Source organism: Pseudomonas sp. C5pp, assembly GCF_000814065.1.
Taxonomy (GTDB): Bacteria; Pseudomonadota; Gammaproteobacteria; order Pseudomonadales; family Pseudomonadaceae; genus Aquipseudomonas; species Aquipseudomonas asiatica.
This window is the reverse complement of record NZ_JWLN01000002.1, coordinates 191036-213777: the sequence shown is the minus strand read 5'-3', so window position 1 is coordinate 213777 and position 22742 is coordinate 191036. Positions and strand designations below refer to the sequence as shown.

The following is a 22742-nucleotide window of genomic DNA, read 5'->3' as shown; positions in this document are numbered from 1 at the left end:
TGAAAAAAAGGCACCGCGGTGGGTGCCTTTTCAGGTGTTGCCTCGGTGGGCCCTTTCGCGGGTGAACCCGCTCCCACAGGTACTGCACAGTTTTCAAAACCTGTGTGAGCCCTGTGGGAGCGGCTTTAGCCGCGAAGAGGCCGGTGCATGCTTACGCCTGCTTGACTTCACGCATCGGCTTGCCCTTCACCGGTGCATCGCCCGCCACGTAGTACTTGGCAGTGCTGCGCGGCAGCGGCTTGCGGCCACGGATCTTGTCCGAGATTTTCTCGGCGATCATGATCGTGGTGGCGTTGAGGTTGCCGGTGATGATCAGCGGCATGATCGACGCATCGACCACACGCAGGCCCTTCATGCCATGCACGCGGCCTTCGCCGTCGACCACCGCCATGTCGTCGGTGCCCATCTTGCACGAGCAGGACGGGTGGAAGGCGGTTTCGGCGTGCTCGCGGATGAACTTGTCCAGTTCTTCATCGGTCTGCACGTGCGCGCCGGGGCTGATCTCACGGCCACGGTACGGGTCCAGTGCCGGCTGGGCCATGATTTCACGGGTCAGGCGGATGCCGTCACGGAATTCCTGCCAGTCCTGCTCGGTGGACATGTAGTTGAACAGAATGCTCGGGTGTTGGCGCGGGTCCTTCGACTTGGCCTGGATGCGGCCGCGGGCAGGCGAGCGCATGGAACCCATGTGTGCCTGGAAGCCGTGTTCCTTCACGCCATTGGAGCCGTTGTAGTTAATGGCCACTGGCAGGAAGTGGTATTGAATGTTCGGCCATTTGAATTCAGGGCGGGTACGAATGAAACCACCGGCCTCGAACTGGTTGCTGGCGCCGATGCCGGTGCCGTTGAACATCCACTCGGCACCGATGGCCGGCTGGTTCCACCACAGCAACGACGGGTACAGCGACACCGGTTGGGTGCAGGCGTACTGCAGGTACAGCTCCAGGTGGTCCTGCAGGTTTTCGCCAACGCCTGGCAGATCGTGCACCACCGGGATGTCGAGGCTTTCCAGCAGGGCGCGCGGACCAACGCCGGAGCGCTGCAACAGCTGCGGCGAAGCGATGGCGCCGGAGCTGACGATGACTTCCTTGCGGGCACGGGCTTCAACGCGCTCTTCGCTGTCACCGACCAGGTAGGTCACGCCGATGGCGCGCTTGCCGTCGAACAGCACGCGGTCAGTCAGGGCGTGGGTGACGATGGTCAGGTTCGGGCGCTTCTTGGCCTGGTCCAGATAGCCGCGGGCGGTGCTGGAGCGGCGGCCGTTCTTGGTCACCGTACGGTCCATCGGGCCGAAGCCTTCCTGCTGGTAGCCATTCAGGTCTTCGGTGCGCGGGTAACCGGCCTGCACGCCGGCTTCGACCATGGCGTGGAACAGCGGGTTGTTGCCGGCTTTCGGCGTGGTCACGCTGACCGGGCCTTCGCCGCCGTGGTAGTCGTTCGGGCCGATGTCGCGGGTTTCGGCTTTACGGAAGTACGGCAGGCAGTCCAGGTAGGTCCAGTCTTCCAGGCCTGGCAGTTCTGCCCAGCCATCGAAGTCCAGGGCATTACCGCGGATGTAGCACATGCCGTTGATCAGCGACGAGCCACCCAGGCCTTTGCCGCGGCCACATTCCATGCGGCGGCCGTCCATGTACGGCTCTGGATCGGTCTCGTAGGCCCAGTTGTAGCGGCGGCCCTGCAGCGGGAAGGCCAGGGCTGCTGGCATCTGGGTGCGGAAGTCGAAGCGGTAGTCGGGGCCACCGGCTTCCAGCAGCAATACGGTGACGCCTGCGTCTTCGGTCAGGCGGGTCGCCAGGGTGTTACCGGCCGAACCGGCACCGACGATGATGTAATCGAATTCTTGGGACATGAAAGTACCCTCGTGTTGGCGGTGTTCAAGGAGCAGGAACGCCCGTGCGCTGAGGCACGGGCGTGGCTGGACAGGGCCTTAGAAGACCGAGTTGTAGCCGCCCAGCTCGACCTGGACCGACTTGATGCGAGTGTATTGAGCCAGCGAGCTGACGCCGTTCTCACGGCCGACGCCCGACTGCTTGTAGCCACCGACCGGCATTTCGGCCGGCGATTCGCCCCAGGCGTTGATCCAGCAGATACCGGCTTCCAGCTTGTGGATGATGCGGTGAGCGCGGGTAATATCGTTGGTGCACACACCGGCGGCCAGGCCGTACTCGGTGTCGTTGGCGCGGCGGATGACTTCTTCTTCGGTTTCGTAGGTGAGGATGCTCATCACCGGGCCGAAAATCTCTTCCTTGACGATGGTCATGTCGTCGGTGCAGTCGGTGAACACGGTCGGGGCCACGAATGCACCCTTGGCGAAATCACCGGCGGTCAGACGCTCGCCACCGCACAGCACGCGTGCGCCTTCTTCCTTGCCCTTGGCGATGTAGCCAAGCACGCTTTCCATGTGCTGGAAGCTGACCAGCGGGCCGAAGTTGGTGTTTTCGTCTTCCGGGTTGCCAGCGCGGATGCGGGCAACGCGCTCGACGATCTTGGCCTCGAAGGCAGCTTTCATTTCAGCCGGGATGAACACGCGGGTGCCGTTGGTGCACACCTGGCCCGAGCTGTAGAAGTTGGCCATCATGGCGATGTCGGCGGCCTTGTCCAGGTCGGCGTCGGCGCAGATGATCAGTGGCGACTTGCCGCCCAGCTCCATGGTGACTTCCTTGAGCGACGAGCTCGAGGCGCTGGCCATGACCTTCTTGCCGGTGGTGGTGCCGCCGGTGAAGGAGACTTTTTCGATGCGTGGGTGTTCGGTCAGCCAGGTGCCGACTTCACGGCCGCTGCCGGTCAGGACGTTGAACACGCCGTTCGGCAAGCCGGCTTCGGTGTAGATCTCGGCCAGTTTCAGGGTGGTCAGCGAGGTGACTTCCGACGGCTTGAAGATCATCGCGTTGCCGGCGGCCAGGGCCGGAGCGGATTTCCACAGGGCGATCTGGATCGGGTAGTTCCAGGCGCCGATACCGGCGGTCACGCCCAGCGGCTCGCGGCGGGTGTAGACGAAGGACGATTCACGCAGCGGGATCTGCTCGCCTTCGATGGCCGGAACCAGGCCTGCGTAGTACTCCAGCACGTCGGCGCCGGTGACGATGTCGACGTAGCGGGTTTCCGAGTACGACTTGCCGGTGTCCAGAGTTTCCAGCATGGCCAGCTCGTCGTTGCGCTCGCGCAGGATCTCGACGGCGCGGCGCAGGATGCGCGAACGCTGCATGGCGGTCATCGCGGCCCAGACTTTCTGGCCACGCTCGGCGCTTTCGACGGCTTTCTCGACGTCAGCCTCGGTGGCACGTTGCACGTGGGCGAGGACTTCGCCGGTAGCCGGGTTGATGGCTTCGAAGGTGGCATCGCTGCCAGCGTCGACGTAAGCGCCATCAATGTAGAGTTTTTGCGTTCCGAAACGGGCCATAGTGTCCTCGCAAGTGCAGTGTGTGGTTTGGCTTGCGCGTCACGCTCCTGCTGGGTTGGCAAGGGCCGTGCGCGGTTGTTCAGCGGCCTGGTCGTTTGTACCCAGGGTGTGCTGTTTAGCCAGTTGTAGATCCATGTATTCGTAAGCAATCCGTATCGCCTGGTCGGTGTCGAATGCATCACCCGACAGGGCGCCACGCAGCCACAAGCCGTCGATCAAAGCTGCCAGGCCGCGGGCTGCCTTGCGCGCATGGTAGAGCGGCAGGGCGCGGCGGAACTGGCAGCACAGGTTGGAATACAAGCGGTGGTCGTTGATCCGCTGCAACCTGTGCAAATCGGGCTGGTGCATGCTGGAAGCCCAGAAGGCCAACCAGGTTTTCATCGCCGGGCCGTTTACCTGGCTGGCATCGAAGTTGCCCTCGATGATCACTTTCAGGTGGGCGCGCGGGCTGTCGTCCGTCAGGGCCTGGCGACGTGCTCTGACACCTTCGTTGAGCATGTTCATGATGTAACCCATCGTCGCTGCTATCAGGCCGTTCTTGTCCCGAAAGTAGTGACTGATGATGCCGTTCGACACACCGGCCAAACGGGCAATCAGCGCAATGCTGGCGTCACCCAGTCCGACCTGATCGACCGCCTGCAACGTGGCTTCGATCAACTGCTGGCGGCGGATGGGTTGCATACCGACCTTGGGCATCTTGCGTTCTCCTCAGGCCTGCGAGCAGACGACGGGCGGCTGACTCGGCGAAGGCCAGTCTATTTTGTTTTGATTGAACGTTCAATCAATAAAGAATAAGCTCTGCGACAATTTGTGCCATTGACAGTTTTTAAGGCGGTCGAGAAAGCACGGATTGACACCCCAGGAAATCGCGTAACCCCCTGAATACAAGGCGTTGACGGGCATGAGCGATGCGAAATGCAGATTCTGCCGTGCGGTCATGGACCCTGCGGCGGGCCCTTGGAGCGGGCGGGGTGATCTGTGACGAATGCGCGCACCTCAGCTGAGGCGTGGCATTTGCAGCAGGCCACCTGTCTGTTTTTTGCAACGTATCGATTCGGGATCACGGTTTCCAAGGGTGCTTTTATAACACCTGATGCAGTGGGGATATTCCACCAATTGCTCGGGAAAGACTGATTAGCCTCCACAGCCGCACTGCCCGGAGCATTCGTGCAATGAGTTCTGCCTCACTTACCAACCCTCCGGCCGAGAGGGTACGGGTCAACCGCGTGGTGTTCTTCACCTCCGCGCTGATGATTCTCGTTTTGACTGCCTTGCTTATCGCTGTACCCGAAACCGCCGGCCAAGTGCTGGGCGTAGCCCAGAAATGGCTGACGCGCACCTTCGGCTGGTATTACATGCTGGTAATCGGCGGTTACCTGCTGTTCGTCATCTACCTGGCCTTCTCCGACTACGGCAAGCTCAAGCTTGGCGGCAAGGATGACCAGCCCGACTTCAGCTATGGCGCCTGGGCCGGCATGCTGTTCTCCTCCGGTATCGGCATTTCGCTGTTGTACTTCGGCGCCTCCGAGCCGCTGGACCACTACTTCAACCCACCGGAAGGCACTTCTGCCAGCCTCGACGCAGCGCGTCAGGGCCTGCAGCTGACCTTCCTGCACTGGGGCCTGCATGGCTGGGCGATCTACGCTCTGGTCGGCCTGGCCGTGGGTTACTTCGCCTACCGCCACAACCAGCCGCTGGCGCTGCGCTCGGCGCTGTACCCGCTGGTGGGTGAGCGTTGGGTCAAGGGTGCTGCCGGCAATGCCGTGGACATCTTCGGCATGTTCGTAACCCTGCTGGGCCTGGTGACCAACCTTGGCATCGGCTCGATGCAGGTGGCCTCCGGGCTGGAATACCTGTTCGGCATGGACCACAGCAAGACCAACCTGCTGGTGGTGATCCTGGTCATGGCCGGCGTTGCCACCGTGGCGGCGGTCTCGGGTGTGGAAAACGGCATTCGCCGCCTGTCCAACCTGAACATCGTGCTGTTCAGCGGCCTGTTGATCTTCGTCCTGCTGGGCGGCGAAACCCTGCACCTGCTCAACGGCTTTGTGCAGAACATCGGCGACTATCTCAACGGCATCGTGCTGAAAACCTTCGACCTCTATGTGTATGAAGGCGAAGCCGGCAAGTCCGAGCGCTGGCTGGGCCTGTGGACCGTGTTCTACTGGGCCTGGTGGATCTCCTGGGGCCCGTTCGTCGGCATGTTCATTGCCCGTATCTCCAAGGGCCGCACCGTGCGCCAACTGGTCAGCGGCGTGTTGCTGATCCCGCTGGGCTTCACCCTGGCCTGGCTGTCGATCTTCGGCAACACCGCGCTGGACCTGGTGATCAACCAGGGCGCCGTGGAGCTGGGCAAGACCGCCCTGGAACAGCCGTCGATGTCGATCTACCAGCTGCTGGAATACTTCCCGGCTGCCAAGATCGTGATCGGTGTAGCGGTGTTCGTCGGCTTCGTGCTGTTCCTCACACCGGCCGACTCCGGCGCGGTGATGATGGCCAACCTTTCGTGCAAAGGTGGCAAGGTTGACGAAGACGCCCCGCACTGGATGGTGGTGTTCTGGTCGGTGGTCATCACCCTGGTCACCATTGGCCTGCTGTTCGCCGGTAACTTCGAGGCCATGCAGACCATGGTGGTGCTGGCGGGCCTGCCGTTCTCGGTGGTGCTGGTACTGTTCATGTTCGGCCTGTACAAGGCCATGAAGCAGGACGTGGTGGTGGAGCAGGAGCGTGCCGAGCTGGCCGCACGTGGCCGTCGTGGCTTCAGCGAGCGCCTGACCCAGCTGGAACTGCAGCCGACCCAGGCCGTGGTGCAGCGTTTCATGGACAAGCAGGTCAGCCCGGCGCTGAAAGAAGCCGCCGCGCAGTTGCAGACCCTGGGCTTCGAGGTGGAAACCCGGGTTGGCCAGTCGCGCAACATGATGGGCCTGCGGGTGTTGATGGAAGAGGGCAACCCGTTCGTCTATGAAGTAAGCCTGGATGGCTACCTGGCCGCGCCGAGCGAAGCGCCGGTGGAAGGTGAGCCGGAAGTGCGCCAGCGCTTCTACCGCGCCGAGGTGTACCTGCACGATGGCAGCCAGGAGTACGACCTGATGGGCTTTGCGCCGGAGCAGATCGTGCGTGATGTACTGGACCAGTTCGAAAGCCACCGCCAGTTGCTGGGGCGTGTGTACAGCTGATTCTTGAGCGGTGAGGAGGCCCTGCAGGACGCAGGGCCTTTTTCATGGGCAAGCAATAATTAGCCCGGGTAACTGACAAGTTTGCTTCAGCCTGCCGGTTTTCTTCCGGAGGCATGCTTCATGAAACGTTCCGCTATTCCCACATTCGATTTTCAGTACGCCGCAGCCAGTCAGTTCAGTGATCGGCCGACATTGCGGCAGGTGACCAGCGAGCAGCTGTGGACCGTGCTGCAGGAGAAGCTGCCCTGGCTTGCCTTTGTGACGCCGGCGCTGTCCAACGCCGACCCTCTCATGCTGGATAGCCCCGATCCCGACACGCCCTACTGGACCACGCAACCGCTGGTCGACCGCGTGCTCCAGGCGCTGCTCGAAGTGCAGCCGCTGGACATCGAACCTGTCGGTAAGCGGCATCACAATCTTGGGCTCACCTCCTCATACCGTTTTGCAGGTTCGAACAGCGCGTTCGACACCCGTCAACTGAGCGGCCTGTCCGATGCACTCGACGAACTGGTGCAACGGTTGCCACGGCTGTTCTGCGAGGCACAGCTCAAGTACTGGAGTGACAAGGGCAGTGCGGGAGTGAGCCGTGACCAGTGGCTGCAATTACTGCTCAAGACTACGCTTTTGCGCGGCCTGCCACTGCAAGGGCTGGATGTTCAGGAGCAGGCCTGCATCCGCGGGTTGATCCGCGGTGGCGCTGCCCAGCCCTCGGTCTATTTCGTCAAAGCCAGCCTGACCTGCGGGGCGATGCAATACGATCAGATGCTCAGTCACCTGCTGGTCACTGGCGATTACGATGAGCGGCAAGTGGTGCTCTGGTGCGCCCCGTCCGGTATCACGCGCAGCTTCGCTTCGTTGATCGATTTCGGTAACGCGCTGCGCAACGAACTGGCGCGGCACTACAGCTTCCAAAGCCTGTCGTGGACGCGTCAGCCGGTCGAGGGCAATGTCTTTGCCCAACAGGTTTCGCTGTTGCTTGAGTCCATGTTCCTGGCTTTCGACCACATGCGCTTCAGTGGCTTGGCGGATGTGGCTTCGCTGGAGCAACGTTTTGCCGAGCTGAGCGACCCGGCGGCCTGGTTCGTGCGCTACGAAGACGACACGCCAGCCACCGTAGCCCCGCCGGGGCTCAGGGCCAGCGCCCCGCAGGACAGCTTTGCCTGTCGCGCCGCGTTGTTGCAACTCGCCCTCGACCAACTGGATGCCGGCGGTGTTTCGGTGCTGGACGGCATACAGTCATTGACGGCGTATACCGCGCAGCAACTGACCGAGCAGATAAAAAGGGAGCACGGGGACGAAATTTCTCCAGATCAGGTGCTTCTTGACCTGTATATCGCCCGGGGTGTGCCTGGTGGCGCTGCGACTGGAGCCGGCGGTGGCGAGCCACTGGCGTTCGTGGGCGCCAAGTCGCTTACCGAATTCGCCATTGGTAACCTTGCTTCGCTCAAGGGCGCGTACATCAAGCAGGTCCGCCATCGGAAGAGCATCAAGCTTCCGAAGTGGCTGAATGCCGATGCAGCGAAGCGACTGGTCACCCAGGTAGACATTGGTGGCCGCTACCCGGCCTATGTTGCCGGACAGTTGGATGATCAGGCCAGGCGTGCCGAGCGCGTCGAGCTTTTGGGCAGGGAATGGCGAAGCGCGTTTCTTTCCAGCGCCATTTCGGCCAGGCTCGACGCTAAAGTCTCCGAGGTGGGTCTACAATGCGTGGTCGATTTTTGCGCAGGGCATCAGGACCCCCTGGTTCCGCGCATGTCACTGATCCCCTTGGCTTTCAGACGCAGCCGCCGTTCGCGCAAGAAAGACACTGTGCGCGGCATGTACTTGCTGTTCTGCGCCGAGCCGGCAAAGGTTCTGCTGTACCGCCCGCTGTATCGACAGGACACGGTTCGCGAGTACGCAAGCCTTAAGGTCCTGCTTGCACACATCCGCGAGTCGACTCTATTGCAAGAGAGCATTCTTGACTGGATCGATCCGGCCGCGCGCGACGTATATGCAGAGGGTGGCTTCAGCGAGCCACACATTGTGAGCATTGGTAGCGACCCTTATGCGTTGCCGGACCGGCCGAAGCCTGCGGTGCTCGACCTGAAGCTGTGGCTAACCAAGGTTGACGAGAAAATCTACCAGGCCAACCGAGACCTGCTGGTCGAGCTGGCAGGCCTTGAATCGGTATCTAACGCCGAGAGCCGCTGGCAGCTGCTTTGCGAAGGTGCCTGGCTGTTGTTCGATGTGGTGACCCAGGCGATACGCGGTCCGGTCGCTTCGGTGGCCTGGTTGGTACAGTTTCTGGCTTCGCTGCAGCACGACCTGGCCGCGTTGGAGCAGGATGGCGAGTTCGAACGGTCCGCTGCAGTGGCCGACTTGTTGCTCAACCTTGGGATGACGCTGCTGCACGCTCATCAACCGAAGCAGGAAACAGTGCCCACAAGGCGGCTGCCTGAGGTTTCACTGTTCGAAGGGCCTGACCGGCAAGACGGCGCGTTTACCGAACTTGCTATCGAGGCGCGCGAAGAGCCGGAAGGCAAGCTGGGCGAACTGAGCAGCCAGGTGCTGGATTTTTCCTGGCGCGGCCAGCATGGGTTCAACTGGCTGCCCGCGCAACAGCGGCAGAAGTTGCAAGCCATGCGCTCCAGCGTCTCGGTCAATGGGTTGAGCCCTTTGACAGCGGGCGATGGTGAAGGCCTGTACCAAATCGATAAGAACTACTACGCGGCCATGGCTGGTGACCTCTATAGCGTGGAGTTGCTGGCTGAGGGAGTTCGGGTAGTCGATGCGACTGGCGGTTACGGGCCCTGGCTGGCATTTGTCGATGGGGCTTGGCGGGTGGATACGAAACTGCGCCTTGCGGGAGGGGCTCCCGACTCCAAGACTTCGGTATCGCGCCGCTTCGATAAACTTTACGAAAAAGTTTCCAAGCTGGATGAGGACGTTCCGGCGTTGAAAGCGAAGGTCCAGGCAGTTACCCAGCAGATGATGGCCTTGCACAAAAGCCTTGTGACCATGGAGACGTTGAAGGCGAAAGCGCAGTCTGAGGTGGCTTCGGCCCCTGCAGGTACTGATGTGTCAATGAAGGAGTCGCTGATAGCAAAGTATGCTCAACGAGAAATAGAGGTGAAGGAAAGCATCGCTCAGCAGCGCGAGAAAATCGTTTCGCTGTTGGAAGAGGCCATTGGCAAGATGGATGAACAGCTAAAACTGTTGATCACGATGGCAGAACCCAAGTATGCCAAATCTCGCCATAACAAAGGGTTGGATGAAATTCTTGACCAGCATCAGGAAAGTGCTCGAATAGAGCTGATTCGTGATTGTGTGTTCGTTTACAACGAGCTGTGGAGCCTTACGGACTATCCGCAACTTGCCGCGCTGCAACGGGCTATCGATGGGAAGCCATTGGCAGAGGTCGGCGAACACTATGCTGCGTTTCGTATCAAGCTGGAGCATGTGGTGGAGTATCAGGACCGCATGCTCGCCATACGAGTGCACCTGGACAATTTGCTGGCCGAGTCGCCGGTTGACCTCGTCATACCTTCCAACCCCCCTGGCGACCATCGCACAGTGGGGCATCTGATCGACGAAAGACCGTTCTCGACCGTGCAGATGCGCTTCCATCAAGTGCAAAACCTGGCTGATCTGGCCTTGCACCTCGATGCTCCAGGCAATCTTCAGACAGTGGCCCGCTACCGAGACGAACTGGTCAGCATGGCCCTGCGCAATGCAGCAGAGGCTCATGGGGAGCTTGACTTCGCTAATCTGTCGGCAGATGACCGCATCACGATCTTGCAAGAGGCATGGGATGAGTACTCTGCCGCACTACTCAATAGTGCCCGCATTCTCGACGAAGGAGGCGTACTGATCGAGCCCGCAATGCTCGAGCGATATCGAAACCATTTAAAGCAACTGAAGGAAGATGCTGGGCAGCGACTGGTTGTCGCGGTCTCGGAGCAGGAGGGTGAAAAGGTCGTGCAAAAGCGCACGCCATACAAAGTGTCTACCAAAGAGCAGAAGGTGGTACGCAACCTTGCCGGGCAGTTGATGATTGGGGTGGAAAGGACGATTGGCGAACACCAGATTGTAGAAGTGCACGAGTTCTTCAGTGAAAAAGTGCTGGCAACTTTCGACCTGGTGGATGGGGAATGGCGGCAGCGTGAAAGCAAGCGCCCCTCATTGGTGGAGGAAGCTACTCCAACAGATTTGCCCAAGTGGGTAAAGGCGCTGCTGGACGAGAGCGGTTCCGTGCGAACGCGGGCCGAGGACTTTATCAAGTCCAGTATAAAAGGGGCGTTGCTCGAGGAGTTGTTCGACCGGCATCTAGGAAAGCTGAATCAGGCGCTCAGTGTGGTACGTGGCGGCGGAAACGACGAGCTGGTCACGATGCTGGAACGGGAACTGAAAGACTTGGAAGCGGATAAGAAACAGCAGATGACCAATCTCTATACCCGCACCATTTATCCGTCGGCCGAAGCTTTACAGCATCTTCACAAAGAGAAACTGATACAGGTTGAATATGTGAATCGGCGTACCATGCGGGATCGCAGCGCATTTGACGAATACCGGATCCTTAGTCTACCGAGTAAGAAAAACCTTTGGGTTGCGCACTTCCATTTAAACTCGCCAAAAGCTAACGCTGATGAATTCACGGCTGGTCACCTCAAGACTTGGGAGCAGCGCTTTTGGAGCAGCAAGGTCGCTGCAGCCTCGGGCCAACGGGTGCACAGAGGTAAACTCACGTTGGATCAGGCACGGGGAATCATTCCTTTCCGTTGAGCCGGCCAACGGGGGCAGTGGGTTGGTGCCTGGCATGCGCGGGCATCGTCCGATTGCCCCGCTCGGCAATCATCTGCTCCAGGCCGATCAGCTCTACGCCCTGGCGCTTAAGCCAGGGCAGTTCACGCTCGAGTACTTCAAGGGTTTGCGGATATGGGTGGCCGATCAGGACGGCTGAACCTTGTTTTCTGGCAAGTTCGACCCCGAGCTGCAATTCGCTGCCAATGGCCTCGGGTGTGCGTACGTTATCCAGAAAGATATCGCGCGATACCTGCGCCAGGCCCAGGGCCTGAGCCTGGAATGCAGCCACCGTGGCAGCGCTGGTACGGCTGTCGACAAAGAACAGGTGCCGGCGTTGCAAGTCGGCCATCAGCATGGCCATCGCTTCGGGTTGGGCGGTCATGCGGCTGCCCATGTGGTTGTTGATACCGACTGCGTAGGGTACCTGCGCCAGGGCGGTGTCCAGGCGGCGGGCAAGCTCCGGCAGGGGCGTGCCCGGGTGCCAGGCGTAAGGGCCGGTGGCTGGGTCCATGGGCATGTGCAGGATCACCGTCTTGCCGGCCTTGTGCGCCTGACGGGCGAACGTTGTGGCATGCGGGGTGTCTGGCATGATCGCCATGGTAACCGGACCGGGCAGGGCCAGGGTGCGGCTGTCGCGCTCGTTGCTCTGGCCGAGGTCGTCGATGATGATGCTCATGTAGGCCTTGCCGGCCGGCGCCGCTTGCGCGACCCCAGCCATCAGGCAGAACAGCAGAAACAGCAGATAACGCATGGGGTGGATCAGTCGCCCTTGGTGATGTTCAGGCCTTTGAGCAGGCTCAGGGCCTGGCTCAGCTGGAAGTCGTCATCCTGCGGGCGCTCCTTGCGCTTGCCGCTGCCGGTCGGACGGTCGGCACCGCCGTTGCCGTTGCCCAGGTGGCCCTGCAGGTCGGCTTCCTTGAAGTTGTCGGTGTCGGCTTCGGCGGTGAGCTTGGCCGGGCGCACTTCGATGTCGGGGACGATGCCCTGGGCCTGGATCGAGCGGCCGTTGGGGGTGAAGTACAGCGCGGTGGTGAGCTTCAGCGCACGGTCGTTGGCCAGTGGCAGCACGGTCTGCACCGAGCCTTTGCCGAAGCTGTCGGTGCCCATCAGCACGGCGCGTTTCTGGTCTTGCAGGGCGCCGGCGACAATTTCCGAGGCCGAGGCACTGCCGCCGTTGATCAGCACCACCAGTGGCACGCCGTCGCTGGCGTCGGCCGGGTCGGCAGAGAAGCGCAGCTCGGAGTTGGCGATACGGCCCTTGGTGTAGACGATCAGGCCCTTGGTCAGGAAGTGGTCGGCCACTTCCACCGCCGACTGCAGCACGCCGCCCGGGTTGTTGCGCAGGTCCAGCACCACGCCGCGCAGCTTCTTGCCGTTGTCCTTGCGCAGCTTGGCCAGGGCCTTGCCTACTTCGTCGCCGGTCTTGACCTGGAACTGGGTGATACGGATGTAGCCGTAGTCGTTCTCCAGCAGCTGGCTCTTCACGCTCTTGACCTGGATGACCGCGCGGGCCAGGGTCACGTCGAAGGGATTGCCGCCGTCGCGCACCAGGGTCAGGGTGATTTTCTCGCCCACCTTGCCACGCATCTTGTCGACCGCTTCGGTCATGGTCTGGCCACGGGTCGGGGCGCCGTTGATCTTGACGATCAGGTCGCCGGCCTGCACGCCGGCACGCGAGGCCGGGGTGTCGTCGATCGGCGAGACCACCTTGATGAAGCCGTCTTCCTGGCCTACTTCGATGCCCAGCCCGCCGAACTCGCCGCTGGTGCTTTCCTGCAGCTCCTGGAAGTCCTCTGGGCCGAGGTAGGCCGAGTGCGGGTCGAGGTTGCTGAGCATGCCCTTGATGGCATTTTCCAGCAGGGTCTTGTCATCCACCGGCTCCACATAGGCCGCCTTGATGCGGTCCATGACCTCGGCGAAGGTGCGCAGCTCTTCAAGCGGCAGTGGCGCCTTGGCGGTCACCTCGGTGGCCGGTACTGCAGCCGGCTTGGCCGGTTCCGCGGCAGTGGCCAGGGGCGCGCCGACCGCCAGGGCGATGGACAGGGCCAGCTGGGTGAGACGAGGCGAGTGCAGCATGTCGAACGAACTCCTGATCCTGTAAGCGCTCCCTGGGGAGCATCGGTGCAGCCCGTGGCTACCCCGTAGAAAATTGACTAGCCCCGGCACCATTGCGAAGGGTCGGTAGGCCGACCCTGCTGGCGGATGGCGAAGTACAAGCCGGCAGCGTCCTGGCCGCCGCTGTCGCCAACGGTGGAAATGGCCTCGCCGGCCTTGACGATATCACCGGCGCTCTTGAGCAGGCTCTGGTTATGGCCGTACAGGCTCAGGTAACCGTTGCCATGGTCGAGAATGACCAGCAGCCCGGCACCGCGCAACCAGTCGGCGAACACCACGCGCCCGCCGTGCACGGCACGTACCTGGGTGCCCGGGTTGGCGCTGATCATCACCCCGTCCCACTTGGCACGGGCATCGCTGCCGCGGGCATCACCGAAACGTGCCAGCAATCGACCATTGACTGGCCAGGGAAGTTTTCCCCGGGCGGCAGAAAATGCGCCGCCGTAGCTTGCGCCGTCGCTGGAAACCATCGGGCCCAGGGTGGTGCGGGCCTTTTTCGGTGGCTCCACCGGTTCGCGGGCCTGTTCGCGGGCGGCAGCGGCAGCGAGGGCTTCCTGCTGGCGGCGCTTTTCCGCTTCCTGCTGGGCCAGCAAGGCCTTCTTGCGCGCTTCTTCGGCTTCGCGGGCCTGGCGGGCGAGGGTTTCCTCGATGGTCTTGAGTACTTTGGACAGGTCGGCCTGATCCTGCTCACGCGATTGCAGCTTCTGGCCACGGTCCTTCATGTCGCTGTTGAGCTTGGCCAGCACCTGCTGGCGCTTGCCACGCTCGGTTTCCAGGGCCTGGCGGCGGCTGTCGAGGTCGGCGCGCTGGGCCAGCAGCTGTTGCTGCTGGGTAGCGATTTCCTGTTCGACGTTGGCCAGTTGGCGCAGGGTCTCGTTGAAGGTGCGCAGTTGCTCCAGGCGCGCCTTGCTCAGGTAGTCGTAGTAGGTGAGGGTGCGGGCAAACTTCTCGGGGTTCTGCTGGTTGAGCAGCAGCTTGAGGTATTCCTCGCGCCCGTTCTGGTAGGCCGAACGGGCCTGGATGGCGATCAGTCGCTGTTGTTCAACGCGGGCGCTCTGGAGTTTTTTTTTCTCGGTATCAAGGCGCTCCAGCTCGCCCTCGGTCTTTTTTAGTTCTTGCTGCAGGGCCTCCACCTGCTTTTCGAGGTTGCCGATATCGGTCTCGGTGGCTTTGAGGTCCTTTTGCACACCGGCCTTTTCTTCCTGGAGCTTGCCCAGCGTCTTCTTGAGCTCGGCAATGTCCTGGCGGGTGGCGTCCAGTTGCTGCTGGGTCTGCGCACGCTCATCGGCAAAGGCCGGGCTGAGCAGGCAAGACAGGGCTAGGAGGATCAGGGCGCGAAGCATGGGGTTTGGCGTACCAAGGATGGAGACTGGCCTAGTATGCCCGCGCGGGCGGGCAAAAAAAACGCCTCGCTGCGGGTGCAGAGGGGCGTCTGTCTGGAATTCATGTGTTATTGGGGCTGCTGTGCAGCCCATTCGCAGCTCAAGGCTGCTCCTACAGGCATTGCATGAGCCCTTTGTAGGAGCAGCCTTGTGCTGCGAATGGGCCGCAAAGCGGCCCCCTTCGGCACCGAGTCAGGCGTCGACCAGAATCGAGGTGCCGGTCATTTCTACCGGCTTTTCCAGCCCCAGCAGCTTCAGCATGGTCGGCGCCACATCGGCCAGCACGCCGCCGTCACGCACCTTGACGTTGCGCTTGCCCACATAGATGAACGGTACCGGCTCGGTGGTATGCGCGGTGTGCGCCTGGCCGGTGCACTCGTCTTCCATTTGCTCGACGTTGCCATGGTCGGCGGTGATCAGCGCTTCGCCGCCGACCTTGTCCAGAGCTTCGACGATGCGCCCGACGCAGCCATCCAGGGCTTCGACGGCTTTCACCGCAGCTTCGAACACGCCGGTATGGCCGACCATGTCGCCGTTGGCGTAGTTGACCACGATCACGTCATAACGCTGCTGCTCGATGGCCTCGACGATGCGGTCGGTAACTTCCGGTGCGCTCATTTCCGGCTGCAGGTCGTAGGTGGCGACCTTCGGCGATGGGATCAGAATGCGCTCTTCGCCTTCGAACGGCTCTTCGCGGCCACCGGAGAAGAAGAAGGTGACGTGGGCGTATTTCTCGGTCTCGGCGATGCGCAGCTGGGTCTTGCCGTTCTTCGCCAGGTACTCGCCCAGCACGTTGTTCAGGCTGGCCGGGGCGAAGGCGGCGGGGGCCGGGATTTTCGCCGAGTACTGAGTCAGGCCGATGTAGGCGGCCAGTTTTGGCAGGCGGGCACGCGGGAATTCGTTGAAGTCGGCTTCAACGAACACGCGCGACAGCTCGCGGGCGCGGTCGGCGCGGAAGTTCATGAAGATCACCGCGTCGCCGTCTTCGACCTTGACGGCTTCACCAATGCGCGTGGCCTTGACGAACTCGTCGCTCTCGTCGCGGGCGTAGGCCGCTTCCAGGCCGGCCAGGGCGGTGTCGGCGGTGTATTCGGCAGCGCTGTCGACGATCAGGTTGTAGGCGGCGCTGACGCGGTCCCAGCGGTTGTCGCGGTCCATGGCGTAGTAGCGGCCGATCAGGCTGGCGATGCGGCCCTTGCCCAGCTTGGCGAAGGTGGCGTCGAGCAGCTCGATGGACGACTGCGCGCTGCGTGGTGGCGTGTCGCGGCCATCGAGGAAGGCGTGCAGGTAGATCTTCTGCGCGCCGCGCTGCGCGGCCAGTTCGGCCATGGCTACCAGGTGGTCCTGGTGGCTGTGTACGCCGCCATCGGACAGCAGGCCGAGAATGTGCACGGCCTTGCCGGCACTGGCTGCCTTGTCCACGGCGCCGATCAGTACAGGGTTCTCGAAGAACTCGCCGTCGCGGATGGCTTTGGTCACCCGGGTGAAATCCTGATACACCACGCGGCCGGCACCGAGGTTCATGTGACCGACTTCGGAGTTGCCCATCTGCCCGTCCGGCAGGCCGACATCCATGCCTGAGCCGGAAATGAGGCCATGCGGCTGGCTGGCGCGCAGGCGGTCATAGACCGGTGTGTTGGCGGCGTAGATGGCGTTGTATTCGGGGCTTTCGCTGTGGCCGAAGCCATCCAGGATGATCAGGACCAGGGGTTTGGGCGTACTCGTCATCAATCAAACTCACGGTTGTTCAAAGATGATAAAGACACGCATTTTAGGGCAAATGCGCCACCGGCGGCGAATATTCGTCCTGTTCCCTGACCAGCGTGGCCAATGTGGCAACATGAAGGTACCTTTCCGGCCGGCCCGTCAGGCTTTGGTGGCAATAAGGGCCTGTGTATACTGGCCGGCATTTTCAATCGCGTGGAACACCCCAGATGGTTGCTAACCTGATTCAATTTGCGACAAACCACTACATCCTGGTGGCGATCTTCGTTGTTTTGCTGGTCGCGCTGCTGGTCAACGAAATCCGTCGCGGCGGCCAGAGCCTGAGCAACGGCCAGCTGACTGCCCTGGTCAATGCCGAGAAAGCCCTGGTCATCGACATCCGCCCGACCAAGGAATACTCCGCCGGTCACATCGTCGGTGCGGTGAACATCCCGCAGGACAAGCTGGTCAACCGCATGAGCGAGCTGGACAAGCACAAAGAGAAGACCCTGATCGTCGTCGACTCGATGGGCCAGCAGTCCGGCACCATCTGCCGCGAGCTGCTCAAGGCTGGTTACAACGCCGCCAAACTGAGCGGTGGCGTTTCCAGCTGGAAAGCCGATAACCTGCCCCTGGTGAAGTGATATGAAGCCCGTCATCGTCTATTCCAGCGACTACTGCCCCTACTGCATGCGCGCCAAGTACCTGCTCGAGAGCAAGGGCGTGGCCTTCGAGGAAATCAAGGTCGACGGCAAGCCACAGGTTCGTGCCGAGATGAGCCAGAAGGCCGGCCGTACATCTGTGCCGCAGATCTGGATCGGCAGCACCCACGTCGGTGGATGCGATGACCTTTATGCCCTGGAGCGCGCCGGCAAGCTCGACGCGCTGCTGGCGGCCTGATTTGCACTGCATTCAAAAACATTAGGATAAGGATCTGCCATGACTGACCAACAGACCAACGGCGCTGCTGCAGAAGACAACAGCCCTCAGTTCTCCATGCAGCGCATCTATGTGCGCGACCTGTCGTTCGAAGCCCCGAAAAGCCCGCAGATCTTCCGCCAGACCTGGGAGCCGAGCGTTGCCCTGGACCTGAACACCAAGCAGAAAGCCCTGGAAGGCGACTTCCACGAGGTGGTACTGACCCTGTCGGTTACCGTCAAGAACGGTGACGAAGTGGCCTTCATCGCGGAAGTGCAGCAGGCCGGTATCTTCCTGATCAAGAACCTGGACGCGGCTTCGATGAGCCACACCCTGGGTGCGTTCTGCCCGAACATCCTCTTCCCGTACGCCCGCGAGACCCTGGACAGCCTGGTGACCCGCGGTTCGTTCCCGGCCCTGATGCTGTCGCCGGTCAACTTCGACGCCCTGTACGCGCAAGAAATGCAGCGCATGCAGGAAGCCGGCGAAGCGCCGACTGTGCAGTAATAGCTGCGTTTGAAAAAAGGCGACTTCGGTCGCCTTTTTTGTTGGCCTGTTCCGGCCCTATCGCCGGCAAGCCAGCTCCCACAGGTACTGCACAGGTTTCAAGGGCGGTGCGGTCCCTGTGGGAGCTGGCTTGCCGGCGATAGAGTCAGTGCAGGCAGCGCATCAACTGCCGGCAAACCCATTTTGCCGCCACGCCTCATACACCGTCACAGCCACGGTATTGGACAGATTCAGGCTGCGGCACCCCGGCCGCATCGGCAGGCGCAGGCGTTGTTCGGCCGGCAGGCTGTCCAGTACTTCGGCCGGCAGGCCGCGGCTTTCTGGCCCGAACAGGAAGGCATCACCCGGCTGGTAAGCCACTTCGTGGAACGGGTGCGAGCCCTTGGTAGTGAAGGCGAACAGCCGTGGGTTGCCCAGGCTTTCCAGGCATCCGGCCAGGCTCTCGTGGCGCTTGAGCGTGGCATACTCGTGGTAATCCAGCCCCGCGCGCCGCAGGCGCTTGTCGTCCAGTTCGAAGCTGATGGGCTCGATCAGGTGCAGGTCGCAGCCGCTGTTGGCGCAGAGGCGAATGATGTTGCCGGTATTCGGCGGAATTTCTGGTTGAAAAAGGATGACGTGAAACATGCACGGCTCCAAGCGTGAAGATGACGGGCATTCTACCCCCGAACCGGACGTGCGTTCGAAGGCGTTCCCGCGGGTGATGCTGTCGCTGGCGATCATCGGCTTGATGGTAGGGCTGATGATCGGCCGCCTGACTACACCCGACGAGCGCGAGTTGCAGCAGGTGGAGGTGGTGCAGGATGGCCTGGAGCTGTGGTTCAACGAAGAGCCTCAGCTGCATGGCGAGAATGTGGACGGTACCGTAGCACTGTTGTTCCAGGCCCAAGGCAAGGCCCGGCAAGGGCAACTGAGCCTGCAGGGCAAGCCTGTGAGTTGGCGGGTGCAGAATAGCAAGGAAGGGCTGTTGCTGACGGTGGTGGCCGCGCGCCCCCTGCACGGCGAGTGGGCCGGTGCAGAGGACGCTGGGCGCTGGCGGTTGCAGGTGAAACTGCACGAATAAAAGAGGGGATATCCCGGCCTGCCTGTACCAGGGTCCCCGAAAGGGGTACTGCGTATAAAGGGGGGATGGCCCGGCCTGCCTGTACCGAGGTCCCCAAAACTGGCGATGTTGCGAATAAAAGAGGGGTTCACCCGGCCTGCCTGTACCAGGGCCCCCGAAACTGGATATGTATTGTTTATTGCAGGGGGCGTGCCAGTTTTGAAAAGCCCGTGAATCTGGGCTTTCAGGGTGAATTGGCCGTTTTTTGAGGGGATTTGTGCCTTAGTGAGGTGCATCGGGCACAGGATCGGTGCATCGAAGGGCTGAAATGTTAGGGGCCGCAAAGCGGCCCCTAAGAACTATGGGTTTACCTGGAACTCAGTGCTCGTCACCTTCCTCATCATCGCCCCCCGCCACATTCATCCCCAGCTCCTTGATCTTGCGCGTCAGGGTGTTGCGTCCCCAACCCAGCAACAGTGCCGCATCGCGCCGACGGCCAGCGGTGTGCTTGAGCGCCGTCTCGATCATGATCCGCTCGAAGCTCGGCACTGCGCTGTCCAGCAGGCTGGTCTGCCCACGCGCCAACGCCTGGTCGGCCCACTGGCGCAGGGCCTGCTCCCAGTTGGTTACCGGTGCGGCGTCCTGTGGCAGGTTCAACAGCTCCGGCGGCAGGTCGCCGATCAGCACTTCGCGGCTGGAGGCCATCACGGTGATCCAGCGGCAGGTGTTCTCCATCTGCCGTACGTTGCCCGGCCACGGCAGATTGCGAATGAATTCCTCGGTTTCCGGCTTGAGGATCTTCGGCTCGACCGCCAGTTCCTGGGCGGCGCGGGCGAGGAAGTGGCGGGCGAGGGCAGGGATATCCTCGCGGCGGTCGGCCAGCCGCGGAATGTGGATGCGGATCACGTTCAGGCGGTGAAACAAGTCCTCGCGGAACTTGCCGGCCTGCACCAGCGACTCCAGGTTCTGGTGAGTGGCGGCGATGATGCGCACATCGACCTTGACCGGCACGTGGCCACCCACGCGATAGAACTCGCCATCGGCCAGCACTCGCAGCAGGCGGGTCTGTGTGTCGGCGGGCATGTCGCCGATCTCGTCGAGGAACAGGGTGCCGCCGTCGGCCTGCTCGAAGCGCCCTCGGCGCAGGTTGGCGGCGCCGGTGAAGGCGCCCTTTTCATGGCCGAACAGCTCGGACTCCATCAGGTCCTTGGGGATGGCTGCCATGTTCAGGGCAATGAACGGTGAGGCCGCACGCGGGCTGTGGCGGTGCAGGGCGTGGGCCACCAGCTCCTTGCCGGTACCAGACTCACCGTTGATCAGCACGGTGATGTTGGAGTGGCTGAGGCGGCCGATGGCGCGGAACACCTCCTGCATTGCCGGTGCTTCACCGATGATTTCGGGGGTGCGCGCCAGGCTCTGCGGCACATCCAGCCCTTGTTGCTCCTGGGCGTGCTGGTTGGCGCGCTTGACCAGCGAGACCGCCTCGTCCACATCGAATGGCTTGGGCAGGTACTCGAATGCACCGCCCTGGTACGACGCAACGGCGCTGTCCAGGTCGGAGTGGGCGGTCATGATGATGACCGGCAGGCGCGGGTGCTGCTCACGGATCTGTGCCAGCAGGTCGAGGCCGCTGGTGCCCGGCATGCGGATGTCGGAAATGATCACGTCCGGTTGCTGGCGTGCCAGGCGGCCCATCACGCCATCGGCGCTATCGAAGCTCTGGGTGGTCATGCCTTCCTGCTGCAGGGCTTTTTCCAGGACCCAGCGGATGGAGCGATCATCGTCGACGATCCATACGGTTTCACTTCGGCTCATGAGGCGGTGGCTCCTTGTTCCAGGGGCAGGTAGATCGAGAATGCGGTGTGGCCTGCATGGCTTTCACACTCGATCAGGCCCTGGTGCTGGCTGATGATGTTCTGGGTAATGGCCAGGCCCAGCCCGGTACCGTCCGGGCGACCGCTGACCATGGGATAGAAAAGGGTGTCCTGCAGTTCCGGCGGGATGCCCGGGCCGTTGTCGATGATCTCCACCCTCGCCACAAGGCGATGGCGCACATGGCCGATGGTGAACTGGCGCAGGGCACGGCTGCGCAGGGTGATGCGGCCCAGGCGCAGTTCGTTCTGCGAACTGATCGCCTGCATGGCATTGCGCACGATGTTGAGTACGGCCTGGATCATCTGCTCGCGGTCGACCAATACGTCAGGCAGGCTGGGGTCATAATCGCGCACCAAAGTGATGCAACCCTGGCTTTCGGCCTCGACCAGGCTGCAGACCCGCTCAAGCACTTCGTGGATATTGGTCATGGCCAGCGACGGCAGCTTGTTCGAGCCGAGCATGCGGTCGACCAGGTTACGCAGGCGATCGGCTTCCTCGATGATCACGTTGGTGTAGTCGCGCAGGCCTTCTTCAGGCAGCTCGCGGGCCAGCAGCTGGGCTGCGCCGCGGATGCCGCCAAGGGGGTTCTTGATTTCGTGGGCCAGGCCGCGCACTAGCATCTTTGTGGTTTCCTGCTTGCTCAGCTGGGCTTCTTCCTTGGTGATGCGCAGCAGCCGGTCGCGCGGGTGCACCTCGAGCAGCAGCAGGGTCTGGCCCTGGTGCAGGATCGGCGTAACCGCGTAGTCGACGGTGATGGTCTGCCCGGTCAGCGAGGTGAGCTGCGCTTCGCGCTTGGTGAATGGGTGCGCCTGCTCGACCGCCTGGCGCAGCGAGCTGAGCGCTTCGGTCGACTCGGTGAACAGCTCGCTGATGAACTGCCCATGGCTGCGCTGGCCACTCACTGCCAGAAGCATTTCCGCGGCCGGGTTCATGTACTCCAGGCGCAGCTCGGCGTTGAGCAGCAGCGTGGCGGTGGTCAGGTTGTCCAGAAGTAGACGGTGCTGGGCATCGCTGATGGTCATAGGGCGTCGTCGACCTCTTTTGGCGCGTGTCGGGCATGGGCGCGGCCATGGTCGGGCGCGCGGTGGATCCGCTGATTCCAGTCTTTGGGCAAAAAATGCAAGAACCAAACCAAGGCTCCGAAAAGAAGCGGAATTTGCCGATAAAGCCCTGGAAACGGGAAAATTCGCACCAGAATGAACTGATTAAACGGTTCATGTGATCGCTTTTGGGATGCATTCGGGGGCGTTAGTCCACAGCATGCACCAATATGGAGCATAGGTGGTTTCAGGGTTTATCGCACAGTTGGCGGGCATTCGGCTTCTGGCGTTGAAAACCCCAGGTCTTCATTGCTTGCGTGGAACACCATGACAGTGGCGGGTTGCGCAGTGGTGTGCCCGCGGTGCACTTCCCCTTGAAGTTCGGCCAGCGTCTGGCCTGCAACCAGGCTTGTGCGCTTGCCGTCACGGGTTTCCACCTCGAGTCGCCCCTCGGTCAGATAGCCTAGATTGAGTGCCTGGTGACAGTGCCAGCCAAGGGTGGTGTGGGCAGGAATGCTGACTTTCACAAGCGACAGCACTGGTCGTCCTTCGGGGTAATCGAGATAGGGAGTACCGTCCCAACTGCCGGTGGCGCGGTGAAGCACCTGTGATGTTGCCTGGCCTGGCGCGGTGCCATTGCTGGCGCAGCCGGTGAGGAGGGCGGATACGGTAATCATCGCAGGTAGAAGTTTGCGCATGGCGTGATGTCCTTTGACTGAAGGGACGCCTACCCTGCGTGCTGAGGGGGCGGCGAAATGTCAGCGGCATCTGCCGGTTCTGTATGAAATCGATGAGGCAGCC

The 22742-nt window shown here is 61.8% G+C and carries 17 protein-coding genes; 6 read left to right on the top strand and 11 right to left on the bottom strand.

Annotated features, from left to right (window positions below):
* Positions 1 to 151: 151 nt before the first annotated feature.
* From betA to betI, 3 genes are all read right to left on the bottom strand, one after another.
* Entirely contained in the window at positions 152 to 1849 is a 1698-nt protein-coding gene (betA, locus tag RR51_RS02475; protein WP_013974589.1) for a choline dehydrogenase, read from the bottom strand.
* A 78-nt stretch (positions 1850 to 1927) separates the two neighbouring features.
* Complete coding sequence (gene betB / locus RR51_RS02470; RefSeq protein ID WP_025340943.1) at positions 1928 to 3400, bottom strand: betaine-aldehyde dehydrogenase; 1473 nt, start codon at positions 3398 to 3400, stop codon at positions 1928 to 1930.
* Between the two features lie 39 nt (positions 3401 to 3439).
* Positions 3440 to 4096, bottom strand: a complete 657-nt coding sequence (gene betI, locus RR51_RS02465) for a transcriptional regulator BetI (protein ID WP_003259891.1) — start codon at positions 4094 to 4096, stop codon at positions 3440 to 3442.
* Positions 4097 to 4629: 533 nt separating this feature from the next.
* Between betI and RR51_RS02460 the strand changes: the two genes are divergently transcribed.
* Together RR51_RS02460 and RR51_RS02455 are read left to right on the top strand one after the other, a co-directional pair.
* The gene (locus tag RR51_RS02460; protein WP_230684671.1) at positions 4630 to 6576 is read left to right on the top strand and encodes a BCCT family transporter; all 1947 of its coding nucleotides are present in this window, start codon (positions 4630 to 4632) and stop codon (positions 6574 to 6576) included.
* Between the two features lie 120 nt (positions 6577 to 6696).
* Positions 6697 to 11340, top strand: coding sequence for a dermonecrotic toxin domain-containing protein (locus RR51_RS02455; protein WP_039612514.1), 4644 nt, complete (start codon positions 6697 to 6699; stop codon positions 11338 to 11340).
* Here the strand turns inward: RR51_RS02455 and RR51_RS02450 are convergent.
* From RR51_RS02450 to gpmI, 4 genes are all read right to left on the bottom strand, one after another.
* A complete protein-coding gene (locus RR51_RS02450) occupies positions 11324 to 12112 on the bottom strand; it encodes a divergent polysaccharide deacetylase family protein (RefSeq protein WP_039612513.1) in 789 nt (262 codons plus the stop codon). The two genes, RR51_RS02455 and RR51_RS02450, sit on opposite strands and share 17 nt — an antisense overlap.
* Before the next feature lie 8 nt (positions 12113 to 12120).
* Entirely contained in the window at positions 12121 to 13437 is a 1317-nt protein-coding gene (locus RR51_RS02445; RefSeq protein ID WP_023660970.1) for a S41 family peptidase, read from the bottom strand.
* A gap of 77 nt (positions 13438 to 13514) precedes the next feature.
* Positions 13515 to 14819, bottom strand: coding sequence for a murein hydrolase activator EnvC family protein (locus tag RR51_RS02440; protein WP_039612512.1), 1305 nt, complete (start codon positions 14817 to 14819; stop codon positions 13515 to 13517).
* A gap of 231 nt (positions 14820 to 15050) precedes the next feature.
* Positions 15051 to 16586, bottom strand: a complete 1536-nt coding sequence (gene gpmI / locus RR51_RS02435) for a 2,3-bisphosphoglycerate-independent phosphoglycerate mutase (protein ID WP_039612511.1) — start codon at positions 16584 to 16586, stop codon at positions 15051 to 15053.
* A gap of 206 nt (positions 16587 to 16792) precedes the next feature.
* Here gpmI and RR51_RS02430 point away from each other — a divergent pair, with 206 nt between their 5' ends.
* From RR51_RS02430 to secB, 3 genes are read left to right on the top strand one after another with little or no spacing between them, the layout of a single operon-like run.
* Positions 16793 to 17206 carry a rhodanese-like domain-containing protein gene (locus RR51_RS02430; RefSeq protein WP_003259887.1) on the top strand — a complete coding sequence of 138 codons (414 nt, stop codon included), beginning with the start codon at positions 16793 to 16795 and terminating at the stop codon, positions 17204 to 17206.
* A gap of 1 nt (position 17207) precedes the next feature.
* Positions 17208 to 17462, top strand: coding sequence for a glutaredoxin 3 (gene grxC, locus RR51_RS02425; RefSeq protein WP_003249204.1), 255 nt, complete (start codon positions 17208 to 17210; stop codon positions 17460 to 17462).
* Between the two features lie 39 nt (positions 17463 to 17501).
* On the top strand, positions 17502 to 17987 hold the full coding sequence (secB, locus tag RR51_RS02420) for a protein-export chaperone SecB (protein WP_013974581.1): 486 nt from the start codon (positions 17502 to 17504) through the stop codon (positions 17985 to 17987).
* A 162-nt stretch (positions 17988 to 18149) separates the two neighbouring features.
* Here the strand turns inward: secB and trmL are convergent, their stop codons facing one another.
* On the bottom strand, positions 18150 to 18611 hold the full coding sequence (trmL, locus tag RR51_RS02415; protein WP_013974580.1) for a tRNA (uridine(34)/cytosine(34)/5-carboxymethylaminomethyluridine(34)-2'-O)-methyltransferase TrmL: 462 nt from the start codon (positions 18609 to 18611) through the stop codon (positions 18150 to 18152).
* Between trmL and RR51_RS02410 the strand changes: the two genes are divergently transcribed.
* On the top strand, positions 18610 to 19047 hold the full coding sequence (locus RR51_RS02410; RefSeq protein ID WP_039612510.1) for a hypothetical protein: 438 nt from the start codon (positions 18610 to 18612) through the stop codon (positions 19045 to 19047). The genes trmL and RR51_RS02410 overlap by 2 nt on opposite strands.
* Before the next feature lie 357 nt (positions 19048 to 19404).
* On the opposite strand, the gene ntrC is transcribed toward RR51_RS02410, so the two are convergent.
* The 3 genes from ntrC to RR51_RS02395 all read right to left on the bottom strand — a co-directional run bounded on the left by ntrC (position 19405) and on the right by RR51_RS02395 (position 22639).
* On the bottom strand, positions 19405 to 20841 hold the full coding sequence (gene ntrC, locus RR51_RS02405; RefSeq protein WP_013974578.1) for a nitrogen regulation protein NR(I): 1437 nt from the start codon (positions 20839 to 20841) through the stop codon (positions 19405 to 19407).
* Entirely contained in the window at positions 20838 to 21923 is a 1086-nt protein-coding gene (gene glnL / locus RR51_RS02400) for a nitrogen regulation protein NR(II) (RefSeq protein WP_013974577.1), read from the bottom strand. Before glnL ends, ntrC begins: the two co-directional genes overlap by 4 nt.
* Before the next feature lie 272 nt (positions 21924 to 22195).
* A complete protein-coding gene (locus RR51_RS02395; protein WP_052261023.1) occupies positions 22196 to 22639 on the bottom strand; it encodes a cupin domain-containing protein in 444 nt (147 codons plus the stop codon).
* Positions 22640 to 22742 lie beyond the last annotated feature (103 nt).